Source organism: Rossellomorea sp. GQ25 (assembly GCF_059758515.1).
Genome location: NZ_JCAXEQ010000004.1, coordinates 401667 through 425385, shown reverse-complemented (window position 1 = coordinate 425385; position 23719 = coordinate 401667). Strand labels below are relative to the sequence as shown.

General features: G+C 42.9%; 22 protein-coding genes and 1 riboswitch. Of the genes, 15 read left to right on the top strand and 7 right to left on the bottom strand.

Annotated elements, in window-relative coordinates; translation table 11 throughout:
• Position 1 precedes the first annotated feature (1 nt).
• Positions 2-1792 (top strand): WXG100 family type VII secretion target, encoded by a 1791-nt coding sequence (locus AC6CIB_RS15435; protein ID WP_498282091.1) that lies wholly within the window; start codon positions 2-4, stop codon positions 1790-1792.
• A 110-nt stretch (positions 1793-1902) separates the two neighbouring features.
• Here AC6CIB_RS15435 and AC6CIB_RS15430 read toward each other — a convergent pair whose 3' ends face one another.
• Together AC6CIB_RS15430 and AC6CIB_RS15425 are read right to left on the bottom strand one after the other, a co-directional pair.
• Positions 1903-2253 (bottom strand): GIY-YIG nuclease family protein, encoded by a 351-nt coding sequence (locus AC6CIB_RS15430; protein WP_498282089.1) that lies wholly within the window; start codon positions 2251-2253, stop codon positions 1903-1905.
• Between the two features lie 23 nt (positions 2254-2276).
• The gene (locus AC6CIB_RS15425) at positions 2277-3023 is read right to left on the bottom strand and encodes a DUF2087 domain-containing protein (RefSeq protein ID WP_498282087.1); all 747 of its coding nucleotides are present in this window, start codon (positions 3021-3023) and stop codon (positions 2277-2279) included.
• A gap of 546 nt (positions 3024-3569) precedes the next feature.
• Between AC6CIB_RS15425 and AC6CIB_RS15420 the strand changes: the two genes are divergently transcribed.
• From AC6CIB_RS15420 to AC6CIB_RS15380, 9 genes are all read left to right on the top strand, one after another.
• Positions 3570-3944 (top strand): GNAT family N-acetyltransferase, encoded by a 375-nt coding sequence (locus AC6CIB_RS15420; RefSeq protein ID WP_498282085.1) that lies wholly within the window; start codon positions 3570-3572, stop codon positions 3942-3944.
• A gap of 211 nt (positions 3945-4155) precedes the next feature.
• Positions 4156-4527 (top strand): iron chaperone, encoded by a 372-nt coding sequence (locus AC6CIB_RS15415; RefSeq protein ID WP_498282083.1) that lies wholly within the window; start codon positions 4156-4158, stop codon positions 4525-4527.
• Positions 4528-4562: 35 nt separating this feature from the next.
• Positions 4563-5156, top strand: a complete 594-nt coding sequence (locus AC6CIB_RS15410; protein ID WP_498282081.1) for a YdeI/OmpD-associated family protein — start codon at positions 4563-4565, stop codon at positions 5154-5156.
• An 848-nt stretch (positions 5157-6004) separates the two neighbouring features.
• Complete coding sequence (locus AC6CIB_RS15405; protein WP_498282079.1) at positions 6005-7282, top strand: ABC transporter substrate-binding protein; 1278 nt, start codon at positions 6005-6007, stop codon at positions 7280-7282.
• Positions 7283-7369: 87 nt separating this feature from the next.
• Complete coding sequence (locus AC6CIB_RS15400) at positions 7370-8263, top strand: carbohydrate ABC transporter permease (protein ID WP_498282077.1); 894 nt, start codon at positions 7370-7372, stop codon at positions 8261-8263.
• Positions 8264-8278: 15 nt separating this feature from the next.
• Positions 8279-9088, top strand: coding sequence for a carbohydrate ABC transporter permease (locus tag AC6CIB_RS15395; RefSeq protein ID WP_498282075.1), 810 nt, complete (start codon positions 8279-8281; stop codon positions 9086-9088).
• Between the two features lie 11 nt (positions 9089-9099).
• Entirely contained in the window at positions 9100-9840 is a 741-nt protein-coding gene (locus tag AC6CIB_RS15390; RefSeq protein ID WP_498282073.1) for an MBL fold metallo-hydrolase, read from the top strand.
• A gap of 270 nt (positions 9841-10110) precedes the next feature.
• The gene (locus AC6CIB_RS15385) at positions 10111-10896 is read left to right on the top strand and encodes an HAD-IIA family hydrolase (RefSeq protein WP_498282071.1); all 786 of its coding nucleotides are present in this window, start codon (positions 10111-10113) and stop codon (positions 10894-10896) included.
• A gap of 427 nt (positions 10897-11323) precedes the next feature.
• Positions 11324-11884, top strand: coding sequence for a GNAT family N-acetyltransferase (locus AC6CIB_RS15380; RefSeq protein WP_498282069.1), 561 nt, complete (start codon positions 11324-11326; stop codon positions 11882-11884).
• Positions 11885-12232: 348 nt separating this feature from the next.
• Here the strand turns inward: AC6CIB_RS15380 and AC6CIB_RS15375 are convergent, their stop codons facing one another.
• The 3 genes from AC6CIB_RS15375 to AC6CIB_RS15365 all read right to left on the bottom strand — a co-directional run bounded on the left by AC6CIB_RS15375 (position 12233) and on the right by AC6CIB_RS15365 (position 17328).
• Positions 12233-12727 (bottom strand): DUF5683 domain-containing protein, encoded by a 495-nt coding sequence (locus tag AC6CIB_RS15375; protein WP_498282067.1) that lies wholly within the window; start codon positions 12725-12727, stop codon positions 12233-12235.
• 79 nt (positions 12728-12806) lie between these two features.
• The gene (locus AC6CIB_RS15370; RefSeq protein ID WP_498282065.1) at positions 12807-13826 is read right to left on the bottom strand and encodes a DUF3231 family protein; all 1020 of its coding nucleotides are present in this window, start codon (positions 13824-13826) and stop codon (positions 12807-12809) included.
• 520 nt (positions 13827-14346) lie between these two features.
• Entirely contained in the window at positions 14347-17328 is a 2982-nt protein-coding gene (locus AC6CIB_RS15365) for a lamin tail domain-containing protein (RefSeq protein WP_498282063.1), read from the bottom strand.
• 393 nt (positions 17329-17721) lie between these two features.
• On the opposite strand from AC6CIB_RS15365, the gene AC6CIB_RS15360 reads away from it, so the two are divergent.
• Entirely contained in the window at positions 17722-18243 is a 522-nt protein-coding gene (locus AC6CIB_RS15360) for an MgtC/SapB family protein (RefSeq protein ID WP_498282187.1), read from the top strand.
• A 103-nt stretch (positions 18244-18346) separates the two neighbouring features.
• Here the strand turns inward: AC6CIB_RS15360 and AC6CIB_RS15355 are convergent, their stop codons facing one another.
• Positions 18347-18814, bottom strand: a complete 468-nt coding sequence (locus AC6CIB_RS15355) for a GNAT family N-acetyltransferase (protein ID WP_498282061.1) — start codon at positions 18812-18814, stop codon at positions 18347-18349.
• Between the two features lie 46 nt (positions 18815-18860).
• Complete coding sequence (locus tag AC6CIB_RS15350; protein WP_498282059.1) at positions 18861-19430, bottom strand: glycerol-3-phosphate responsive antiterminator; 570 nt, start codon at positions 19428-19430, stop codon at positions 18861-18863.
• A 324-nt stretch (positions 19431-19754) separates the two neighbouring features.
• Positions 19755-19859: riboswitch (SAM riboswitch) on the top strand.
• A 119-nt stretch (positions 19860-19978) separates the two neighbouring features.
• On the opposite strand from AC6CIB_RS15350, the gene AC6CIB_RS15345 reads away from it, so the two are divergent.
• The 4 genes from AC6CIB_RS15345 to AC6CIB_RS15330 are packed head-to-tail and all read left to right on the top strand — an operon-like array spanning position 19979 to position 23713.
• A complete protein-coding gene (locus tag AC6CIB_RS15345; RefSeq protein WP_498282057.1) occupies positions 19979-21004 on the top strand; it encodes a methionine ABC transporter ATP-binding protein in 1026 nt (341 codons plus the stop codon).
• On the top strand, positions 20994-21656 hold the full coding sequence (locus tag AC6CIB_RS15340) for a methionine ABC transporter permease (RefSeq protein ID WP_299739167.1): 663 nt from the start codon (positions 20994-20996) through the stop codon (positions 21654-21656). The genes AC6CIB_RS15345 and AC6CIB_RS15340 overlap by 11 nt, the downstream gene beginning before the upstream one ends.
• 11 nt (positions 21657-21667) lie before the next feature.
• A complete protein-coding gene (locus AC6CIB_RS15335; protein ID WP_498282055.1) occupies positions 21668-22504 on the top strand; it encodes a MetQ/NlpA family ABC transporter substrate-binding protein in 837 nt (278 codons plus the stop codon).
• 12 nt (positions 22505-22516) lie between these two features.
• Positions 22517-23713, top strand: a complete 1197-nt coding sequence (locus AC6CIB_RS15330; RefSeq protein WP_498282053.1) for a M20 family metallopeptidase — start codon at positions 22517-22519, stop codon at positions 23711-23713.
• Positions 23714-23719: the final 6 nt, after the last annotated feature.

Sequence of the window (23719 nt, the reverse complement as noted above, 5' to 3'; positions counted from 1 at the left end):
GATGAGAAAAAAACAATTACGTTACTCTGCACTCGCATGGATGCTGGTCTTGCCTTCATTTCTTAGTGTACCTGCCCAGGCGGCAAAGGAAGGGAAGGTCACGTCGAAGGATGAAGTGGTGTATGCGACACTGAATGCGGGTGGAGACCTGGATCATATCTATGTCGTGAATACGCTCGAGGTTGAGCGGGCAGGGAAGATCCTCGATTACGGGGAATTCAGCAGCGTCAAGAATCTGACGGATCTGAAGGAACTTGAGCAGGAGGGACAGAAGATTGAAGTGGATGCTCCTGAAGGGAAGTTCACCTATCAAGGGAACATGAAAGAAGATACAGAACTGCCGTGGGATGTGGGGATATCATATGTGCTGGATGGGAAGAAAATGGATCCATCCGAACTTGCAGGGAAAAGGGGCCACCTTGAAATCAACATCGATACTTCAGAAAATAAGAATTCAGGGTCTGTATTCTATGAGAACTATTTACTGCAGGTTTCACTGAGCCTGCCGAATACGTATGAGAACATTGAAACGGCAGACGGCATGGTGGCGAGTGCAGGGAAGAATAAGCAGGTCACATTTACCGTCATGCCTGGAAAAGAGAAGAAGCTAAGTGTGGAAGCAGATGTCGAGGACTTCGAATTCAAGGGAGTCGAAATCGCCGCCGTCCCGTCCACGCTTCCGATTGATACGACGGGAACGGAAAATATGACCGATGACATGTCGGAGCTGTCGAGTGCCATCGGGAAATTAAACGCCGGGGTGGCCGACCTGAAAAGTGGTGTGTCCCAATTGAACGGCGGGGCAGCAAGCTTGCGTGATGGCTCGGCTCAATATAAAAATGGCATCAGTGAACTAAACGGCTCTTCATCTCAAATTGTTGCAGCCTCCAATTCCATTGGTGATGCGTTGAGGACCATCAATCAGTCACTGGCCGCGAACCCTGCTGAAATGGATTTGTCCGCACTGAATGAGCTGCCGGGTGATCTCACGCAACTGGCGGATGGCCTGACGCAAGCTGCGAATGGATTATCGACCTTGCAGAAGAACTATTCAAAGGCCTATGCCGCATTGGACGGTGCGATGGCGGGAATCCCAGCTTCCCAGCTTACGGAAGAAGAGATTGCCGCATTATATGAAAGCGGGGCGGATCGCCAGGTAGTGGATAAACTGGTGGAGTCCCATAAAGCCGCGCAAAAAGTGAAGGGAACGTATGCAAGCGTCAAGGAAGCCTTCGCGGCCGTGGAACCGACCTTGAATCAGGTGAGTGGTTTCGTGAACGAGATGAGCGGACAGCTGACTTCCATCTCGAATAATCTGTCTGCATCATTGAAAGAAACGGATATGAGCGGGTTTGCTCAGCTGCAAAAAGGACTGGGTGAACTGTCCGCCAACTACGGCGACTTCCACTCCGGATTGGTCCGCTATACAGAAGGCGTAGGTCAGTTATCCACTTCTTACGGGAAGCTTCATTCCGGCCTTGCTGAACTGGCTGGAGGAATAAACGAATTAGAAGGTGGAGTCGCAGACCTTCACAGTGGAACGAGCGGATTGCATAAGGAAACGAAAAACCTTCCTGACAAAATGCAAGAGGAAATCAATAAGATGATGGCTGAATACGATAAATCGGATTTCAAGCCGGTATCCTTCGTTTCCTCCAAGAACGAAAAAGTATCTTCCGTGCAATTTGTGATCAAGACAGAAAGCATCAAAAAAGAAGAACAAGAAACGAAGAAAGCAGAGCCGAAGAAAGAAAAAGGATTTTGGGAGTTACTGATGGATTTGTTTAAGTAACCTGAATTTGTTTGACGATTGACGCAAAGGTGGTTGGTTATAGTAACCAACCACCTTTGTGTTATTTTTTTAGTAAATTAATTACGACATTTTGTTCCCCTTATTAAAGGCTAATTTTGGTTATACCCTCGTTCTCCATAAGGTTGCAACTTTTCTAACCATTTTTCCTCAAGTTCAGCTAAAGCTTCTTTCTCAGTAAAATAAGGGTCATCATTCTTTTTTAATTTTTCAACTATATCAAAAGTAAAAGCATCTTTGCCAAACTGGTTCCACTCTTTTTGTAACTCTTTGCTGGTGGTAAACCCATTTGTTTCAAGCATGAATTTTATTCCGTTGAGAGTCTTAAGGTTTTTCGTACTGCCAATAAATATTTTATTGTTCATCTTATTCATTATTTGGTAAATACCTGCTTCAACGGATGTTTCTTTGTATTGTTGTTTTAACTCTTTTTTACGATCCATGTTTTTAACCTCCTGTTTTCCCTTTACTTTTTCAACCAATACTTGCTTCCATCGGGTTTACGATCTAAGAATCCGTATTCAATTAGATATCTTCTCATTAGAGCATAATCATCATAAAAGCCTTTTAAAATTTGATTTAACTCTTTTTCATCATACATATTGTCCTTTGTTAAATGATTGGAAATTTCCCGTAGAATAACCAACCTTTGTTTTTCCTTTGGAGGAAACTTAGTCAATAACCCTTCAGAGAAATATTGTTTCACGATTTGCTCCTGCTCATCTTGTGTAATGTTATACCTTTCATCTACCATGGTGGCTGTTTTATGCACCGGTACAAAAGTCGGGGCATTTTCATCTTTTTCTTTAAGTAATTCCATCATAGCTAAAAAGGTCTTCGCCTGACGTTCCTTTTCTTTTAAAGCAAACCGATGATGCCGGATAGTAGAGGCACTTCCGATACCTAATTCCTCCTGGATTGCTTTGTCATTTTTCCCTTGATAAAAAAGCGATAAAAGACTTTTTTGATGATTAGTAAGACCTGTAAGCTTTTTGTCCATTCCAATTAAATAATTAAATACAGAGATGTGTGAGTTTTCTATATGGGCACGCATATATTTTTCAGCTTCGTAAAATTTATTTTCGTAAGGATAAACAATCCCTTTTTCTATTCTTTCCCCACACAGTAAGCACGTAAATGAATCTCTTTCTTCAATATATCCTCTTTTCAGATCTTCCAAAGAGGCACTCCAAAACATATTGGATAGTTCCATTTTTATAAACACTTCCTATCATTTTCGTAAAATAAGCGAATGAAATTACCTTTTTCTATTATTTTCAAATCAATTTGTAGATCAAAAAACCATCAGGTATGAGTCGTCATTAATTAGAAAACAACTAAGAGCCATTTGTTAAGGTGAAATAACAAACACATTTATAATTTGTTTGTTATTTAATAAACATTTTATATAATGGTTTATTATATGTCAATGAGTGTGTTCTTTTCTAACTCATCGTTAAAATGAATACTATCCAAAGGAAAGAAACGAAAGTAATCAAAAGGACTGCTATTAAATCAATATTTTAAAATACTGGAAGGTACCTTATGCTTCAAATTTGTGATGTAGAAGGAAGAGTAAAGTCTTTCCTTACAAAGTTCAAGCTAAAATGTAATGTAGTAGCATGAATTTATTCCAGACTCGGGTTAGCCAGACAGCCATCTATTCAAAGGATAAAAAGGGGGAGTTAAGAATGAATCTAATATATAAAGTGATTCCAGAAGAAAAGGCAGAATACTGTGTGACCTGTGCAATGAACTGATGGAATTTCAACAGTCAAAGGCATCCATTACACCTGAACGGTTAGACAGCATGAATTTTGACACAAGGATGCTGCCATCGATTAAAAGTGCACGGCACAATTATATTGTGGTGGTGAAAGATCATCATAAAAATGATGAAATCGTAGCTTATGTGTATACCAACATTTCGCCTAAAGATACGTATTCGATTGATTTTGCCACGTTTTTCGATCTCTCATCGGCTAAGAAAGAGAATGTAGGTTGTCTATCCCAATTTTATATTAAAGAGGAGTATCGACAATTTGGTATTGGATCCAAGCTTTTTGCGATGTCTATGGATTGGTTGAAAAATTTTGAGGATATCGAGGATTATTTTGTCTTTATCGAATGGTAATCAAGAGGCGTTGGAATTTTATCAGCAAAAAGGATTCACGATCTTTCATGACATTTTGGACGGCTTTATCACGGTTTTACGAAACCATAGACAGGTACAGGGGTAAAGAGACGTATACCTATTTTGACTATCCAGGTTGTTAAATATATAGTTGAAGATAGGTGTGATTTACTCTGAACGACCATGATAATAATTTTTAGGAGGAGATAGAATGGACGTTTTTTCAACCTATTTAGCTGGTATCGATAATCCCGACCACCGCAATCGAATGGAGGAAATCCTGACGTGGGTTGCGACCAAATTCCCGCAATTGGAATCACATATCAAATGGAATACCCCTATGTTTACCGATCACGGCACATTTATCATCGGTATCTCAACAGCGAAGCATCATGTAAGCGTTGCACCTGAAGAAGTAACCATGACGCATTTTGCCGGTGCCATTGAACAAGCAGGCTACAGTGCCACCAAAGGCTTGTTTCGCATTCCGTGGAAAGACCAGGTGAATTACGAATTGCTTGAGGATATGATCACATATAATATTCAGGATAAAGCAGAATACACAGACTTTTGGCGTAAATAGATAACACTTAGAGTACATATGAAAAGGAGTGTTCCATGGTGATAAGGCCGAATCGTAAGGTTGATGGATTTATAAAAAAAACCAAGAAGTGGAAGGAAGAATATGAGAAGCTGAGAAGCATCATTCTTAACTTTGAGGAGATGGACGAAGAAATTAAGTGGATGCATCCATGTTACACGTTAGAGGGTAAAAACATCGTGTTAATTCATGGATTTAAAGACTATTGCGCGCTTCTGTTTCACAAAGGTGCCTTGCTAAAGGATACCCACGGGATTCTCATCCAACAAACTGAGAATGTGCAGGCTGCACGCCAAATCCGGTTCACTAATTTACAAGAGATCATTGAAATGGAAAGCATCGTGAAAGACTATATCCAAGAAGCCCTTGAAGTGGAAAAAGCTGGTTTGGAAGTGGAATTAAAAAAGACGGAAGAATACACCATCCCTGAAGAACTTCAAACTAAATTCGAGGAAGTCCCTGATTTGAAAACGGCTTTTGAAGCATTGACGCCGGGGCGACAAAGAGCATACATTCTTTATTTTTCTCAAGCAAAACAATCCAAAACCCGTACGTCAAGAGTTGAAAAATATATGGAGCATATTCTTGATGGTAAGGGGTTAAATGATTGAGGGACTTGTCCCTTTGTCCCAGTAACAGGTGCCATTTTGGGATTGGCTTGGATTGTAGGAAATAATGAGAAGAGTAAAGAACAAAGTAAGTGATAGAGGAGATTCCATGAATAATAAGGACGTAAGCAAAATAGGTATATAAAAGACTCATGGTACAAGTTCCATTTTGTACTAAGCTCTGGATTGGGGCTGATTCTATGTATCGGAATAGAGATAGACATGTGAATATCGTCATTTTATTGCTCTTTTGCATCCTTATCTTTCATATCATCCGGATCATCCTCCACGTTAAATTTTATTTCGTATACAGCATGGGGATGGGTTATCTTTTATTTATTGGACTAATCATTTTCCTCATTTTATTTCTTTTTTTCAAAAGGTGAATGTTTTTCGCAATCGGGTACTTTTCGTTAATAGGAAAGTGCCTCTTTTTTATGAAGAGAAGATAATATCGCAATGGTTTTGTACGGCCTACATGGTGGTGAGGGATGCTTTTCAATGGTGAGAGATAATATTTTTTGACCACTTTTGTTTTCCTATACATCCCATACATAATGTGGCAGTGGATAGTATATCTAAATGTAAATGATTATGAATTCCACCTTAGTGAGTATTGTGGATTTATCAAATATTTTCCTTCATTAATATTATGTAAAAAAAATGAAATGTCATTGCCAAGTTTTAGTTAATATTGTATTATTGTGAATAATCAGACATATATATTAGACAGGTTATCGTCTAAGGGTAGAGATGCGGAGAATCCCTGTGACCAATGAAATGCATGACACTTATTTGTGATGCAGTTTATTGTTCATGGGTTTTTTTATGAAAAAAGGGGAGGAATTGGCATGAAAATCAAGGTTTTATCATTCGTTTTAGTGTTGATGGTTGTGCTTGCCGGATGCAGCAGCAGTGAAACCGGGGGGGATGAAACGACTGAAATCGATTTCTGGTTTCCGGTTGCGGTTGGTGGGGATGTAGCGAAGATCGTTGATGGGTTTGTGGCGGATTTTGAAAAAGAGAATCCTGACATCAAGGTGAATGCGAAATATGGTGGCAGTTATGCTGAAACGATGACACAGGTAATGGCATCGGCCCAGGGAGGAAATTCACCAGAGCTTGCTGTCTTATTCTCGATCGACCTGTTTACATTGCTTGAGAATGATCTGATTGAGGAATTGACGCCGTTGTTTGATCAAGAGTATTTGGATGATTTCTATGATGGATTCATGGCGAACTCTTCCATAGGTGATAAAGTGTACAGCTTGCCATTCCAACGCAGTACAATCGTCCTTTACTATAACAAGGACGCGTTCAAAGAAGCAGGATTGGATCCGGAAGCTCCACCTGAAAACTGGGATCAGCTGGTGGAATACGGGAAGAAGCTGACGAAAAATGGCGGCAAGGACCAGTGGGGGCTTGAAATTCCGAGTACTGGCTACCAGTACTGGATGTTCCAGGCATTAGCCCTTCAGACTGGAGATAACATCATGTCTGAAGATGGAAAGGAAGTGCATTTCAATGCACCATACTCAAAAGAAGCAATGGAATTCTGGTTATCCCTTGGGAAAGAACATAAAATCATGCCGGAGGGTGTCATTGAATGGGCGACGGTTCCTTCTGACTTCCTCAGTGGAAAAACGGCGATGATGTACCATACAACAGGTAACCTGACTAATGTGAAGAACAATGCGGACTTTGATTTCGGTGTGTCCTTCCTGCCAGCGAACAATGAGTATGGTTCCCCTACTGGAGGAGGAAACATCTACTTGTTCAAAGATCTTCCAAAAGCGAATAAGGAAGCGGCCATTAAGTTCATGAAATTTCTTACAGAACCTGAGCGTGTTGCCCAGTGGTCAATTGATACAGGATATGTAGCCACTAGCGAATCTGCTTATGAGACTGATTTGTTGAAGAAGTATGTAGAGGAGTTCCCTCCTGCACTGGTTGCTCGTGAGCAGCTGGAATATGCAGAAAGTGAATTAGCAACCTACCAAAATGGTGAGGTGCAGAAAATCTTCAATGATCATATTCAATCGATCTTAACGGGTCAAAGCCTGGTTGACGAAGGATTGGATAATGCACAGAAGAAAGCAGAAAAAGTGTTGGAGCCTTTTCAGGAATAAGGTTGCAGCGGAAGAATGAAGGGAGTGAGGCTCAAGTGGACATTGTGCTGACTTGGGCTCTCTTTTCACAAGAAAGGTGGTATTGAGATGATGACAACGAAGCAAAGAAAATTCAGTTCCGGGGCAAGGAATAATCTGTTCGCCTACGGGTTACTGTTTCCTTCTTTCATATTTTTAACTTTGTTTACGTTTTACCCGACGCTCAAGTCGATCCAGTTAAGCTTCTACAGTGGGCCGATGACCAGGTTGCAATTTTCCGGGTTGGAACAGTATAAAGGAGTTTTGGAGGATGAGATATTCAGGAAGGTCATCCTGAATAACATCCTCTTCATGATTGGGACTGTGCCAACGAGTTTGTTCCTGGCGATGTATCTTGCCATCTGGTTGAATAAGAAAATGGCCGGAAGCTCTTTGCTTCGTACATCCTTTTTCTATCCGACGATCGTTCCGTTGATTGCAGTAGCGAATATTTGGCTTTTCATTTACACCCCACAGTATGGATTGCTCGATAACTTTCTGCATATGTTCGGTCGGGGCGATACGAACTGGTTGGGGGATCCGGGTACCGTCATGATCGCGATGATTATCATGATCATATGGAAAGATGCGGGTTTCTTTATGATTTTTTATCTAGCAGGTTTGCAAAATTTACCTAGAGACGTTTACGAAGCGGCTGAGATGGAAGGGGCGAAACCGTTCCAGATGTTCCGCCATATCACGTTCCCTCTGCTGATGCCGACGACGCTGTTCGTTATGATCGTGGCGATTACGAATTCATTCAAGAATGTCGACCACCTGTACATCACGACCAAGGGTGGTCCGGATAATGCCAGCAATCTATTACTCTACCATATCTATGAAGCGGCATTCACGAACTGGGATCTTGGCAAAGCCGCGGTTCTGACCGTGATTCTGATCGTCATCATGCTGGGTATCACAGCATTCAACTATTTGTACCTTGATCGGAAAATCCATTATTAAGGAGGGGAAGATTCGATGAAAAAATGGAACTATGGCATCATTATTGTTTTAGGGATTATTTCATTCATCCCCCTACTTTGGGTAATCATCACTTCTTTCTCTCCGGGGAATCAAGTGATCAACGGTGGCTTTCCGTTCTGGGTCTCGAATCCAACGTTTGAAAACTATGTCAAAGCATGGGAGACTGCACCATTTCTACAATACTATTTCAATACGTTTGTGATTGTATTTGGCGTGTTGATTGTTCAGTTGCTCACCGTTACGCTTGCGGCATATGCTTTTGCACGGGTGAATTTCACAGGGAAGAATGTACTGTTCATCTTGTTCTTGCTGCAGCTGATGATTCAGCCTGAAATCCTGTTGTTCCCGAACTATCAGGTGATCAGCCAACTCGGGCTCGTCAATACAAAGCTTGCCGTCATGATGCCGTATTGGGCTTCTGCATTCGGGGTATTCCTGATGCGCCAGACGTTCAAACAGGTCCCGTACGATCTTGATGAAGCGTCAAGAATGGACGGATGTAAATGGTATCAAACCCTGTGGCATGTCTACATTCCATCGGCGAAACCGACTTATATTGCATTTGCCCTTGTATCAGTCAGCCACCATTGGAGCAACTTCATGTGGCCGTTGATCATCACGGATTCTGTGGAGTCCCGACCGTTGACCGTCGGACTTGCGTTATTTGCCCAATCATATGAAACAGGGGCACAGTGGGGGATGGTTGCTGCAGGTACGGTAATGGTCATAATGCCTTTGGTGATTGCCTTCTTCCTTTTTCAAAAACAATTCGTATCAAGTTTCATGCACTCAGGAATTAAATAGGTGGTGATGAGATGGACATTCATTTTTTAGGAACGGGAAGTGCGTATCCTGGTTCCGAACGCGACAATACATCAATCTGCTTCTCGAATGGTGACTATCATGTGCTGGTCGATGTCAGCGGCAATCCTTGCAGGAAGCTGAAGCAACTTAAGGTAGATTTAGGGGAGCTCGATGCAGTCGTGTTCACCCATTTTCATATTGACCATATTTATGGCTTACCATCCTTGCTATGGGGGATGTGGCTGGAAGACAGGAAAAAGCCTTTAAGGATTTTTTGCGATTATCGCAATGAGAACAAGCTTCAGGAATGGCTGGCGACGATGGAAGCAGACCATTGGCCGATTGCCTTTTCCATTAAGATTGAAACATTTGATGGTGATCGGGAAAATGAACTTCTGTCTGGCGGTGGAATGAGGTTTTCCTGCTTTAAGGCACTTCATTCCGTTCCTACTGTCGGGCTGGAAGTGCGATGTGCAGGCCGAGTCGTCGTTTATTCGAGCGATACTGAAATCAATGCACGAATCGGACGATATGACCATATAGATATGTTAATCCATGAAGCGACTTCTGCCCGTAAAGTGGCAGGCAACCACAGCAGTCTCGTTGAAGTTGTAGAGAAGTATGACATGGATAAGATCGAAAAAATCGTTCTCGTCCACTTATCTGACAAAGAACCGTATGAAGAGGAGGTGGCAAAGCTTGGCTCTCCAAAGGTCATCATCGGCGAAGATCTGATGACAAAGCGAGTATAAGTGAAGAGATACAAGGATAAAGATCAGGAGATTCCTTGGGTATGGCGACATCCAATTGTTCAATTGGAGAAATCGTCATGCTCAAGGAATTTTTTATTGTTGTAAGAAAGTATAACTTAAATTTGAGAATTGGCCAGCTCCAGCGCCTAGCCCCTCGAGACGTTTCGGTCCGACGGGTGAAGTCAAAGAACGACTTCACCGGTCGGCCCAAGAGCGTTGGTCGGGGCTGAACAAGGCGCTTGCGCTTTTCTTATTGGATGGAGGGTACAGATGAAAAATCTAAAAGGATATATTTTTGACTTGGATGGCACCGTATATCTAGGTAAGGAATTGATAGAGGGAGCAGACACCATCATCAACTCTCTTCTCGATGAAGGGAAAAAGGTGCTGTTCCTGACAAATAAGACGATTGAATCGCGACAGCGTTATGTGGAAAAGTTGAACGGCTTCAATATCAAGGCAAGCCTGGAGAACATTTTGAATCCGACGCTTACGTTGATTGACTATTTACGAGGACACCATCCGAATGCGACATTGTACGTGATTGGTGAGCAGCCGATCAAGGATGAGCTAACACTTGCTGGATTCAGGGAAGGAATGGCACCAGCTGAGATCGATGTCGTCGTGCTGTCATGGGACCGAGATTTTCATTACAACCATTTGAATTTTGCCTACCAGTCGATCAAGCTTGGTGCGAAGATGATTGCGACCAATCCGGACAGAACCTGTCCAGTAGAAGTAGGTGATGTTCCAGACTGTGCTGGGATGATTGGAGCTGTGGAAGCAGTTGTGGGGAGAAAGATTGATGTCCAGATTGGAAAGCCATCAATTCTGACCATCAATGCAGCATTGAAAATATTAGAACTAAAGCCGGAAGAGTGTGTCATGATCGGCGATCGCCTTGAAACGGATATCCGGATGGGCATCGAAGCCGGGATGAAAACAGCACTCGTGCTTAGTGGGGTCACAACCGAGGAGGACTTGAGGGGGACGGTTTGGACACCGGATTATGTGTTGCCTTCGGTCAAGGGATTGTTATCGGAAAAAATGATATAAGAGAAGGAAGCGGTGAATGGACGTAAGGGGTTCCGTTTTGGGAGAGGAAATTAACAATAGCATCAAAATGGCAGGCTAACTCGAAATAGGAATTAGACCTGCTTTATTCATTGTTATATTAATGTTTATATCCAATTTTCCGATTAGCACACCAATTAGAAGCACAATCAGCAAGGGGGAAATAACAATTGTGCAAACAATAAACACATTGCCATTTACATGCTGAAATACTTGTTAATTCACATTCTATTACAGCTGAGTAACTACTCATAGGAACTCTATTGTAAGGATTTATGTGATATTATTGTAAATAATGGATATTCGATTAACGGGCAGTTTACTTGAAGAACAGTGATGTTCCTCTTATATCCCAGTAATGGCGTGGGGTACTACTGAAAATGAATAATATTTAGGGAGAGGTTTTATTGTGGTAGAAGTAAGTGCATTTCCTATACTTGAAACTAATAGGTTGATTTTAAGACAAGTAACACAAGATGATGCAAACAGTCTTCTAAAGTATTTGTCTGATAAAGACGTAATGAAGTACGTTGGTTTAGAACCATTTAAGTCCATTGATGACGCATTGGATGAGATTTCGTGGTATAAATCAATATTCGAAAAGAGAACGGGAATAAGATGGGGGATTACGTTGAAGGATCAAGGGGAGGTAATTGGTAGTTGTGGATTTCTTAACTTGGTTTCACAGCATTATCGTTCTGAAATTGGTGTTGAGTTAAGTGTAGAACACTGGGGGAAAGGAATAGCAAGTGAGGCTTTTGAAGCTGTTATTAGATATGGATTTGAACAGATGAATTTACAACGGATAGAAGCGTTAATAGAACCTCCTAATAAACAGTCACAAAAATTAGCTGAAAAACAGGGGTTTATTAGAGAAGGACTTTTGAGAAATTATGAGTTTACCTGCGGTAAATTTGATGATTTATATATGTATTCATTGTTAAAGCAAGACTTCAATATAAAACAATAATTATAAATTGTGAGTTATTACACTTAAACTAACGGGGGCAATAGCTGAAGATCGCGCATGATCTCCAGCTGTTTTCATTATTCCGTTAAAGGGCTGGTTAGTTGAACAAGAAAAATTAAAAACATTCTATATTGATAACGGATTTACTTTTGAGGTGCAAAATTATAATTTGCAAATAAAATCATAACGCAAATAACAATATTTGTACCTATGATTTTACAATCTAAATCACAAAAATGGCATGGAGTCTTCCAAGCCATTTTGCATTTATATTGCATCATTTTGTTTAAACAAATAAGCAAGAGACTTTGCTCCTGCAGTCTGTCATTGTTCAAGTAATGTTCTAAATCAATGTCTGTCAATTATTTTATATATGCACTTTTCCACTAAATATCCAATAATCGCTCCAATTACCCCAATTGCAAGACCTGTATAAACTGGACTAATAAAAATAAATTGGAAAAGCAGACCCAAAACCATTCCTGCAACCAACCCGAAAAGCATTCCCGTGAAATCAGCCTTTTTGAGAGGTTCACTTATTCCTTTTTCTCTCAGTGTGTTGTTTATACTTATTGCTTGATTGTATGCTTGCCACATACCATATCCCCATAAAGAAGGATAAAACAATCCCCAATTGTAATGAACAACCTGATGTGCCTGTTGCAACTCTCCTCTGAAAGTATGGTATATTGCCAAATTTAGATTAGAACTGTAATTAATCAAAACCTCCAAAACCATTAAGACAAAGCCAATAAAGAGTTGACCATTATAAAATTGACCAAATCCAGGTAAAACAAATGACCATAACAAAGCTGACCAAGGGGATTTATATCTATTTTTCATCGTAAAATTCACCCCATATGTCCTTTAACTAACGATTGTTGTTAGAAAAAAAGGAAGGTAAATGACCTCCCTTTTGAAATCAGCTATTTAGATTAGCTTTGGCTAACTCATCTCTGTCTGATGCTATTGGAGGCTGTTCTAACCATTTATTATTTATCATGATATTGGAGCCATCCTCAGAATATAGCTGGATTTCTACCATCAATCTGTTATACATAATGCCTATATCCACTCTGGGACTTTGAGCAACACCTGTTCCATAGTACCCAATACTCAACCCGATTAAGGATGTTGTAAAGAACATCATTAGTTTATCCGAAAAAGTATAAACAGTGCTATTCGTGATTTCTGTTGCCCAAGTTGTAGGAACTGGAAGATAACTTTCTTCAAATTTTTTCCCGAATAATTTAATGTGCTTTTTGGCAATTTCAATCCCTCTGACAAAGAATTGTTTTACTTGTTTATCCTGAGCAACCTGGCAAAATCCTGCTAGAGTCGCTGCTCCTAAAGCATTTCTTTGAACATTTGCAAATATATTGGAAATTTCAGATGCTATTAATGGTCTTTTTTCACCAATAATATCCCATACAAAACGCTGCTTTTTCACAAAATCTGCTCTTTCCAAATTTGGCAAATACGGAGACCTTATATAAAGACCTTTTGACAAAAGCAGGTCTTTCGACTTTTTAAATAATTGCACGGTTTCAGACAGGCACTCCATATAGAAATCTGTTATGTCAGCTCTGGTAGACCCTGATAAACTAGCTGAGTAGGTTGTAAGCCCAACCATTGACATTTGATGAATAAAGTTTAATACATAATTGTCGGAATATAATCTAGGAGCATTTAAATCGACATCTTCCTCTATTTTAAAACCATGAGGAATTGCATGTTTTTCCTCAGTAAAAATAGAAGTCAGTTTTTCTATATGTTTTTTTGAGAGTTCTAAAGCGTATTCAATGACAGGCTTAATCTCTGCATCCTCAGCCTTTTCTAAAAAATATGTAAGAATACACATGCTTCCGCTATCATTCAAATATTGTGCCCAAAGTTGGGTAATTTCCATTGATGTTATCCTTATCTGTTTTCCATTCTCCATTATAAATCCTCCGAGTGAAATATATTATAATTTATATTTCCCCATATTCTCCTCCTCATGTATGTTTATTAAATTTAAAATCACTCCGAAAAGTAAGAGTGTTCTATTTAAAGTATAAAATATCATTTATTGTAAATTGTTTATCTGTGAGCCCAAGCTGTTGAGCAGGGGTCAATTCTCTTCTTTCTCCTTTGATTCTATCCCTAAACAAAAGTTATAGTAAGTCGGCATGGTCGTCTGCATTGAAAATAGTCAGACTTAAACAAAGATACTATCGAAATTATTAAGAGTTAAGAGTGTGACCAGTCCTAGCAAAGTAAATTTGTGAACTATTTAAACAAACGGGGCTTTAATGGAATAAGAATTTTTAAAAAAACCCAGATCTTAATGATTCTGGGTTTTTTCGCTGTCTGAGTACAGTGCTAAATGCACTGTTATTTCTATGCCTAATTCAGTTGTGATATAAGGTCTTTCCTCCCTAAACGGAACCCGTTAGATGAACGCTGCTTCCTTTTTCCTGCTATTCGATACCTTTATCATCCTTCATCAACTTTTTCATATCGATTTTGATCATCTGGTCCATGGGATAGGTAGTCGTATAACGGTATTTATCTGCACCGGATTCAAACACGACGTAGAGCTCTTTTTGTACTTCCACAATTCCCTCCGGCATCGGAATGGCTTCGATACTCTGACGCGGTTTTGCCGTGTGGCCATCAAGGAACCATAGAGGTACTTGCTTTCCTTCAACAGTAACATGGGCATGAGGGTCTTCTTTTAACGGGTATTCATATCGGTACAGCACGCTGTCGTTGGCTCTTCCATAGGAAGTACTAAGAGTGACGCCATTCCTTGCCGCCTTCTGCATGATGGCTCCCTGGACTTTTCCTGTCGTCGAGAGAACGTAATCCGGCACGGCATTGTGGTCAGGCAAGCCATTCCAATGCGCTTCACTAAGCATGTCGTTGTTTCGTTCCAAATCATAGCCGATCATCCATGCGTAGTGCATTTCCCCGTCCCTGTTCTCAATATGATGCGATGGATCGGTCGGATAGGAGCTTTCCTGATAGAATTCCCCGACCCATAGAATGCCTTCATCATAAACGGTGTAAGCGGCTTCGATCGGTAATGGAATCTGTTTTGTGAACTGGATTTCTCCGTTATTCCCTGCTTGTTCCAGGTCGTTTAAATTGAAGCTGAACAAGTGATTCTCGGATGCTACCCAGCCGTGATCACGACTGACGGTAACACCGCCTGCATGACCGGTATACGGTGTGCCGTCTGTATTATAGAGGACAACTGACTTTACCAGCTCCCCTGTTCTGCGATCCGTTACGGTAATGGTACCCGGCCGAATCCCATCATCGACGTAGCTAACGGTAAGCAACCAGTCTTTTTTATTATAATAGGTCAACCCTTGAGGAACGAGTCCTTGGGATAGACCAGCGATCACCGGGCCGTCCGAACTGATATCCCACAAGTCTTGGTAGGCGGGATCCTTTTCATGTTCAGAACGTTCCAGCTGGGTGATGATCTGGTGTTCCGGCGTTACGAGTACAGGAGCTGATTTCTCCGATACATTTCCTGATGTATCCTCTGTGCTTACTTGTAACGTGTACGTTTGATTACCAACTAACGAATAGAGCGTAAATGATGTCTGCGATGGACCTATGGAGTATTCAAGTGTGCCATCTTTGTATATGTGATAACGGTATAAATCCGTTTCGGTTGGAGCGTCCCAGCTTAAGACAGCTTCTCCGTTGCCCGCAGTTGCCTCAAGGTCGGTCGGTGATTGCGGTGATTCTTCATCTGATGCTGGGCGATCCGGTGCTTGATCTTCAACAACCCATCCCGGTGTCGGATATTGGCCAGCTGCCAATTTTTCCATTGTCCGTGTATTATCTTTTGGATAGGTATAAGTGACAGTTTGTTTTAGAGAAACGTCCTCTGCTGAATAATCGGCTCTGACGACTTCGAGTCCATCAGGGTCATAAACGGTCAGTGTATTGCCACCGTTGACCAGGCCGGCGATATCCCCGAGGACGATCGTATCCTCTTCTTGAAGATACTTGCTTTCGTAGGAATAGAAATAGTTATAATTGAATGCTTCGAGGGAAATAGGGTTGATGGCTGTGTTTCTGGTCCAGATCACCACCGTATCCCAAGGCTTTAAGATGTGAGTGTCCCCGATTTCTTCATCCCAGTTATAGGAAGCGAACCGATATCCTTTCAAATCGATCGGGTCCGCGCTGTTGTTATAAAGCTCAAAGTATTCAAATGCATCATAACCTGCATAGTTATCTGTATTCGGAATCAATTCCGTAATCAACAGGTTTGGTGTCGGTACGTTTTCTGTCGGTCCTGTGAGGAGTGGTTCTGTAGCTTCCGATTCGTTTCCCACTTGATCGAGTGCCGTTACTTCGAAAGAGTACTCCCTGTTCAATTCCAGAGGGGAGACGATCAAACTCTTTTTGTCAGCGGGGACGGTCCCGTAAAGTGTCCCGTTGATGTAGACGCGGTATCCGGCAAGATCACTTTCTGTATTGGCACTCCAAAGCATCTTGACATGATCGTTGCCTGGATTTGCTTTAAATCCGGTTGGCGTGACAGGGGCTTCATTGTCCACGACCTCCTGTGGGACAGCCCGGACTTCTTTTGTTGCCGGGGATTCGTTTCCTTCAGAGTCCACAGCTGTCACCCGGAAGGTATATGCCTGCCCATTTTCCAATCCATCGATGATTGAAGTGGTCGCATCTGTAGAAGTGGTCGTTCCATCAGAGTGGTAGATCGTATAGGAAACTGCATCTTCTGAAGCTTCCCACTCAAGGGTAACCGATTGGTTGGCGGGAGTTGCAGTCAGGTTAGATGGTGTCGCAGGACCTGACACTTGATCAGGCAGTATAACGCCAGGAGTCGGTGGTTCACCGTTGCGCAGCTTCATCATCGCCTCTGAGCTGGTTGCTTGGTAATTGATACTGCGGTTTGTGATGCCATCTACTTCCCCGTCATTGATGAGCGCAGTACTTAGAATATGGTCGTCCGCATCAGCAATTCCTACCTGGCGAAGACTGCTGTCATGCAACCCTTGACCGGATGTCGTCAGATTGATTTCGTATATTTCGTCGGGAGTGAGGTACATGTCATAGTTGGAGTTGAAGTCCCATAGTGGTACATCAGGATAAGCGAATTTCTTTAACCAGAGGACCAGGGAGTCTTTCGGCTGGATGGTTTTGTCTTGGATGGGCCATCGGTTGGCCGGGCTTGAGAAGTTACTCGTGAAGTATTGGAGCTGATAGTCTTGCAGGTTGATTGCTTCTGAGGTCGTGTTATAGATTTCGACGTACTCATAGGGCTGTCCGGAACCGTCGGATTTGGTGACGATTTCCGTGATGACAAGAGGCGGGTTGGTTTCTTTCGCGTTTGCGCTGTGAGCATGAAGCATTAATAGTCCTGCGATTCCTAAAGCAAGAAGGGCTAACCTGCTAATCGATCTGTTTTTCAACTTCATTTCCTCCTTTTAAAATGTTATTTATGTATAAATGAAAAGAACCCCATGGCAATGGAGTGCACGATAATCGTACACGCGATTGACACAGGGTTCTCCTCATCTCTACCCGCTATATAATCTTACTAACTCCATCATACAATGAGCGCTTGGGGGTGGCAATGGCCATTCTAGAAAATTTAGAATTTTTAGATATATCATTGAAATGAAAGAAAGATTGGTGTATGATAAAAGGAATATTATGAGAAATGAAGCTTGGTAGGAAGAGGAGAAGAGATCACCTATGAAGCGAATTGTATGATTTTTTCACAATGGGGTGGAGAAATCAGGCATTCGTTTTGTGGCGCGGTCTCTTTTTAGTTTAAGGAGGATGGCGGAATGACGCATTACATGAATGAGGTATCGGGATTCTTCTGGCAGCATGATATCTATTTCCGGATTTTGGTCAGTGCTGTATTAGGATTCATCATTGGATGGGACAGGACATCGAAAAATAAGCCCGCTGGTTTAAAAACATATACGTATGTATCGGTGGCATGTACATTGATTACAATCGTCTCAATCGAAGGTGCGGAGATGCTCAGTCGACCGGACAGCGGAAAAGTAATGGACCCGTTTCGTCTGGCAGCGCAAATCGTATCGGGACTCGGATTCCTCGGTGCAGGAGTGATCCTGAAAGATGGGTTGCGGGTAAAAGGCCTGACTTCAGCTGCGATGATTTTTTACGTTGGGGGAATCGGAATCGGCATTGGAGCTGGATTTTATTCCATAGTTATCTTCGCAACACTGGTAACCTTCATCATTACCAAGATAGGTAATATCTTTGAAGAGAGGGATATCACGTCAGTGCGCCTCCCGTGGATCCGGAAAAAAAGAAAGACAGACGATGCAGAAAAAAAGGTGGGAACGTGAAAGTGAGCTCAACTCCAGTGTATGCAGTTCAGTTACAAAATTTAAAATCACAAATGAAAAGGCACACGAATTCCCAAGTGAATTCGTGTGCCTTTCCTTATTGTTATATCAAAATGGAAAAAGTGGGTTCATCAAAGGTCATTATATTTTCTTCTGAAAAACCAAATTTCAAATAAAATAATCTCCCTGCTTCATTTTCGGGATGAACCGTTAAATTCAAACGATTACAAGAATGATTGGTGGTTTTAATATGTCTGATGACTTCATTTAACGTTTTTGAGCCCAATCCGATTCTTTGAAATCTTTTATCTATGAAAAAATGAAACAGCCAGTAATCATCTCTACTGCCTGGTGTATAATGCAAATTGAAAAAGCCTACCATCTTATTTTGATTATAAATGCCATATGGCTCTACCATTTTTCCACCTGGTCTTATATACGCTTTAGCAAGAGCAATAGCGACGGGAGGATGAATAGATGCAACAAATTTCAGTTGTTCATCGTGGACGGATAGTTCAAGTGCTTCTCGCCAATTGTCTGCACTTATTAATTTAATACTAATATCTGACATACAACACCTCAGTTATTTTAATCTTTTTTTAACTAACCATTTTTGGTTAAAAATCCAGATTCCAGAGCTTCGGATCCCCGGAAGAAATGGCGAGGGCACCGGCTCTTAGTCCATTCAGAATATCCTGCTTATTACTGATCAGGCCACCAGCGATGATGGGTAGCGCAGTCATTGTTGTCAGTTTATCAATGACGGACGGCATGAGACCAGGAAGGACTTCAAGGGCATCCGGCTTGCAGTTCTGTGCGATATCAATTCCTTTGACAAGGGCATTGCGGTCGATAAGAAAAAGGCGCTGGATCGTCATCAAGCCTTCTTCCTTTGCATATTTGATCAGGTTGCTCCTGGTTGTAATGATGCCAGCCGGCTTCCATATTTCTGCTATGTATTTAATGGCACTCTTCGTATTGGACAACCCATCGATGAAATCAATATGTATAAACGTGGTTTTACCGGCTTCCTTCAGTTTTTTTAGATACCCGTCCATCGTAATCAAACTGCCAGTAAGGATGAACACGATGTTGGCGTTTGACTGTATGGCCTTTTCCAAGTCTTTTTCTTCCTTTATGGAAGCGATGACTTGGGATTGGACGATGTCGATTATGTTTGGTTTCATGTATTTTGCCCCTTTGAATAGTCTGAATATTGTTTTTCCTTTTAGTATAGCATAATTGTTTTGGGGGTTGAGAGGTGTAACCTTGGCTTTCTTGTAAACTACTAATGTTCACGATGAAGTAAAGTATGAAGGAAGAATCTTAGCGATTTACTTGAAAAGCGTAAAATATTCAACAACTAATTGAAGACTAGTTAAAGTGCCCAATTTGATTATGTCCTCCGTAATGTAATTTATTCAAAAACAGGATTGACAAACCAATTGAAATCCTTTACCATAACCCTAATGCTTAAACGCATTATAACTTTAACTTAATAAAGCAATATCTTCTTATCCAGAGAGGTGGAGGGACTGGCCCTGCGATACCTCGGCAACGGGTTCTTATGAATACCGTGCCAATTCCATCAAGTCATATGACTTGAAAGATGAGAAGAGTGGACATATACATATTTGTGCCTCTCTTCTTATGAAGGGGGGCACTTTTTATTTTCTGCCATGTTCTTCAAACACAGGCTTCAAGAAGAATACATAGCGAAAGGAGCAAGTCCTGTATGATCAGAGTTCAGAATGTTACGAAAGTATTCGAGACGAAGGATGGCCCATTCACCGCTTTGAAGAATGTTTCCTTCGAAGTGAAGAGGGGAGAGATTTATGGTGTGATCGGATTCAGCGGAGCGGGAAAAAGCACGCTTGTACGCTGTCTCAATTTTTTAGAGAAACCATCATCGGGTGATATTTTCATAGAGGGGCGCAGCCTGAAAGATCAGTCGGCAATCGATCTGAGGAAAGAGCGGCACCGCATCGGGATGATTTTTCAGCATTTTAATCTATTTCAATCCCGGACGGTGGCAGGGAATATCGCCTATCCTCTGAAACTTGCAAAATGGCCAAAAGAAAAAATCAGCGAGAGAGTAAAGGAATTGCTCGCGTTTGTCGGACTTGAAGATAAAGCGAAGCATTATCCGGATCAACTTTCAGGAGGGCAGAAGCAAAGAGTGGGGATAGCAAGAGCCCTGGCGACATCGCCTTCGATTCTGCTCTGCGATGAAGCAACATCCGCACTTGATCCTCAGACGACGGATTCGATTCTGAACTTATTAAAGAGAATCAACGCGGAGTATGGGATTACGATTGTGATGATCACCCACGAAATGGGGGTCATCCGGGAAATCTGTGATAAGGTCGCTGTCATGGAAAATGGAGAAATCGTTGAAGAGGGAAGCGTCTTCGATATCTTCTCCAACTCGCAGACCCCGACGACGAAAAACTTTGTGAAGAGTGTCATGAATGATCAGCTGCCGTCATCGGTTCTCGACAAATTGAATGACAGCAAAGAAGGGCGCATCTGCCGCCTCATTTTCAAGGGTGATTCGACGGGCACGCCGATCCTTTCCGAAACGGCAAAGAAATTCGATGCCCACATCAATGTGTTATTCGGCCAGATCACGGAACTCCAGGGTAAGCCGTTCGGGAATCTCATCGTACAGATCATTGGCAGCAAGAAAGAAACGGAAGAAATCCTGGATTATTGGAAGAACCGATTATTCGTAAGCGAGGTGGAGAAGCGTGCAAGTTAACTGGGAATTATTCTGGCCAAGAATTATAGAAGCGACGTGGGATACCGTGGCGATGGTGTCATTCTCCCTCCTGTTTGCAACGTTGATTGGGCTTCCCCTCGGCATCATCGTCGTGGTCACGCGGAAGGGGCACTTACTTGAAAATAAAGTCGTCTTTTCCGTATTGAGCAGCATCATCAACGTGTTCCGTTCGATCCCGTTCATCATCTTGATGGTGGCCATCATCCCCTTTACAAGATTGGTAGTGGGCACATCGATCGGAACGGCGGCAGCGGTCGTGCCGCTTGTCGTATTTGCGGCACCGTATATTGCAAGACTGGTAGAGAGCTCGCTCCTTGAAGTGGAACCGGGTGTCATTGAAGCGGCGGAGTCCATGGGGGCCGGGCCGTGGCAGATCATTTTTGGGATCCTCATTCCGGAAGCATTGAGTACATTGGTCCTGAATATCACGATCGCGACCATCGGCCTTGTCGGTGCATCGGCCATGGCCGGGGCAGTGGGAGGCGGTGGCCTCGGGGATCTGGCCATTGCTTACGGATATCAGAGATTTGAAACATCCGTCATGATCGTGACTGTCATCATTTTAATAGTGATGGTGCAGGGACTGCAGACAGCAGGGAATACATTATCAAAAATCATCAGGAGACGTTAGGAGAGAGGAATATGAAAAAATCAATCAGCCTGGCAAGTATCGCCATTCTATTAATCACCCTTATATTGAGCGGCTGCTCGGGAGACAGTGCATCCGGCTCAGGTGAAAAAGAAGTCGTTAAAGTCGGAGTGAATGGATCTGGGGTGCCGATTTGGGAGTATATGAAGGAGAAAGCAGCGAAGGAAGGGATTGAAATCGAGATTGTGGAGTTTGCCGATTACGTGAGACCGAACCAGGCGCTGGCCGATGGGGATATCGACCTGAACGCCTTCCAGACGATTTCGTATTTTGATTCTTTCGTTGAAGAACATAATCTGGACCTTGTACCGATCGGCTCGACGATCATCGCGCCAATGGGAATCTATTCGGAAACATATAAATCGGTAGAAGACTTACCGAAAGGAAGTAAAGTAGCCGTTCCTCAAGAGGCGACGAACCTTGGCCGTGCCCTTCTCCTACTGGAGGAAGCAGGTTTGATCGAACTGAAAGAAGGTTTTGATCAGTCACAGGGTCTGGAAGCCATAAAAGAAAACCCGAAAAACCTTGAATTCACACCGGTCGTCGCTGCCCAGACACCGAGGGTACTGCCGGATGTTGCGGCATCGATCATCAATAATGGTGTGGCTGTTGAAGCAGGGTTCGTACCGGTTGATGACAGCATCTATATCGAAGGGGCGGAATCCAAGCCGTTCATCAATATCATCGCGGCGCAGGAAAAAGCTAAAGACAATAAGACTTATAAAAAGATCGTGGAGCTCTATCAGGAAGATGACGTAGCGGAACATATCAAGAAAACATACAAAGATTCCCTGATCCCGACATTCGTGCCGGTCAGTGAATTGCATTAGGAGGGAAAAGAGATGAGTCAACCAGCAGCGATTACCGATCGTAAAAACAACATCGTCTCGGCAGTGGACCAACTGGCTGTGAAACTCGTGTCGACCAGCCATCAGATCCACGACAATCCTGAAATCGGTAACGAAGAGTTCTTTGCTTCAGAGACCTTGACCACCCTCCTTGCAGCCAATGGGTTCTCCATTGAAAGGGGAGTGGCGGGTCATGAGACTTCCTTTGTGGCACGCAAACTTTCAGGGAAAGAAGGGCCGGTCATCGGCTACCTGGCTGAATATGACGCACTGCCTGGACTCGGTCACGCCTGCGGTCATAATATCATCGGGACGGCAAGCTGCGGGGCGGCCATCGCCCTGTCGTCCGTACTCGATGAAACAGGAGGGGAAGTGGTGGTGTTCGGGACTCCTGCCGAGGAAGGCGGTCCGAACGGAAGTGCGAAGGGCAGTTTTGTAAAGGCAGGCTTGTTCGAAGGAGTGGATGCATGCATGATGGTTCATCCGTTCAACAGGACAACGCAGACAGGGAAAACCCTTGCGGTGGACCCGCTTGATTTCGAATTTAAAGGAAGGTCTGCCCATGCGGCAGCTTCCCCTGAAGACGGCATCAATGCCCTCGACGGTGTGATCCAGCTGTTCAACGGCATTAACGCCCTTCGCCAGCACGTGACCGATGATGTGCGGATCCACGGCATCATCACCCACGGCGGGGACGCGCCCAACATCGTCCCTGACTATGCAAAAGCCCGCTTCTATATACGCGCTGCAACCAGGGAAGCATGCAATGAAGTCACGAAGAAAGTGAAAGCGATCGCTGAGGGATCGGCACTTGCCACCGGGACGGAACTGAATGTCATCAAAATCCAAAATGAAGTCGATCACTTTCAGCTCAACCGCCGTTTCGATAAAGTATTCCAGCGCTCCATCGAGTCACTAGGGGAATACTTCGACGAGACGGAACGAAAAGGCCTCGGCTCATCAGACGCCGGAAACGTAAGCCGGGTGGTCCCGACCATCCACCCCTACATCAAAATCGGCCCCGAATCCCTCGTCGTCCACACGAACGAATTCAGGGAAGCGGCTAAATCCACCGAGGGTGACCGTGCGCTTGTGATCGGGGCAAAGGCACTTGCGCTGACGGGCTATGAACTGCTGACGGATAAGCAGCTTTTAGAGGGAATTTGGAAAGAGTTCGGTTCAAGTAAATAAGAATGA

Coding starts and splice junctions, on each gene's coding strand:
- AC6CIB_RS15435 (WP_498282091.1), top strand. CDS start 2: ATGAGAAAAAAACAATTACGTTACTCTGCACTCGCATGGATGCTGGTC.
- AC6CIB_RS15430 (WP_498282089.1), bottom strand. CDS start 2,253: ATGGATCGTAAAAAAGAGTTAAAACAACAATACAAAGAAACATCCGTT.
- AC6CIB_RS15425 (WP_498282087.1), bottom strand. CDS start 3,023: ATGGAACTATCCAATATGTTTTGGAGTGCCTCTTTGGAAGATCTGAAA.
- AC6CIB_RS15420 (WP_498282085.1), top strand. CDS start 3,570: ATGGAATTTCAACAGTCAAAGGCATCCATTACACCTGAACGGTTAGAC.
- AC6CIB_RS15415 (WP_498282083.1), top strand. CDS start 4,156: ATGGACGTTTTTTCAACCTATTTAGCTGGTATCGATAATCCCGACCAC.
- AC6CIB_RS15410 (WP_498282081.1), top strand. CDS start 4,563: ATGGTGATAAGGCCGAATCGTAAGGTTGATGGATTTATAAAAAAAACC.
- AC6CIB_RS15405 (WP_498282079.1), top strand. CDS start 6,005: ATGAAAATCAAGGTTTTATCATTCGTTTTAGTGTTGATGGTTGTGCTT.
- AC6CIB_RS15400 (WP_498282077.1), top strand. CDS start 7,370: ATGATGACAACGAAGCAAAGAAAATTCAGTTCCGGGGCAAGGAATAAT.
- AC6CIB_RS15395 (WP_498282075.1), top strand. CDS start 8,279: ATGAAAAAATGGAACTATGGCATCATTATTGTTTTAGGGATTATTTCA.
- AC6CIB_RS15390 (WP_498282073.1), top strand. CDS start 9,100: ATGGACATTCATTTTTTAGGAACGGGAAGTGCGTATCCTGGTTCCGAA.
- AC6CIB_RS15385 (WP_498282071.1), top strand. CDS start 10,111: ATGAAAAATCTAAAAGGATATATTTTTGACTTGGATGGCACCGTATAT.
- AC6CIB_RS15375 (WP_498282067.1), bottom strand. CDS start 12,727: ATGAAAAATAGATATAAATCCCCTTGGTCAGCTTTGTTATGGTCATTT.
- AC6CIB_RS15370 (WP_498282065.1), bottom strand. CDS start 13,826: ATGGAGAATGGAAAACAGATAAGGATAACATCAATGGAAATTACCCAA.
- AC6CIB_RS15360 (WP_498282187.1), top strand. CDS start 17,722: ATGAATGAGGTATCGGGATTCTTCTGGCAGCATGATATCTATTTCCGG.
- AC6CIB_RS15355 (WP_498282061.1), bottom strand. CDS start 18,814: ATGTCAGATATTAGTATTAAATTAATAAGTGCAGACAATTGGCGAGAA.
- AC6CIB_RS15350 (WP_498282059.1), bottom strand. CDS start 19,430: ATGAAACCAAACATAATCGACATCGTCCAATCCCAAGTCATCGCTTCC.
- AC6CIB_RS15345 (WP_498282057.1), top strand. CDS start 19,979: ATGATCAGAGTTCAGAATGTTACGAAAGTATTCGAGACGAAGGATGGC.
- AC6CIB_RS15335 (WP_498282055.1), top strand. CDS start 21,668: ATGAAAAAATCAATCAGCCTGGCAAGTATCGCCATTCTATTAATCACC.
- AC6CIB_RS15330 (WP_498282053.1), top strand. CDS start 22,517: ATGAGTCAACCAGCAGCGATTACCGATCGTAAAAACAACATCGTCTCG.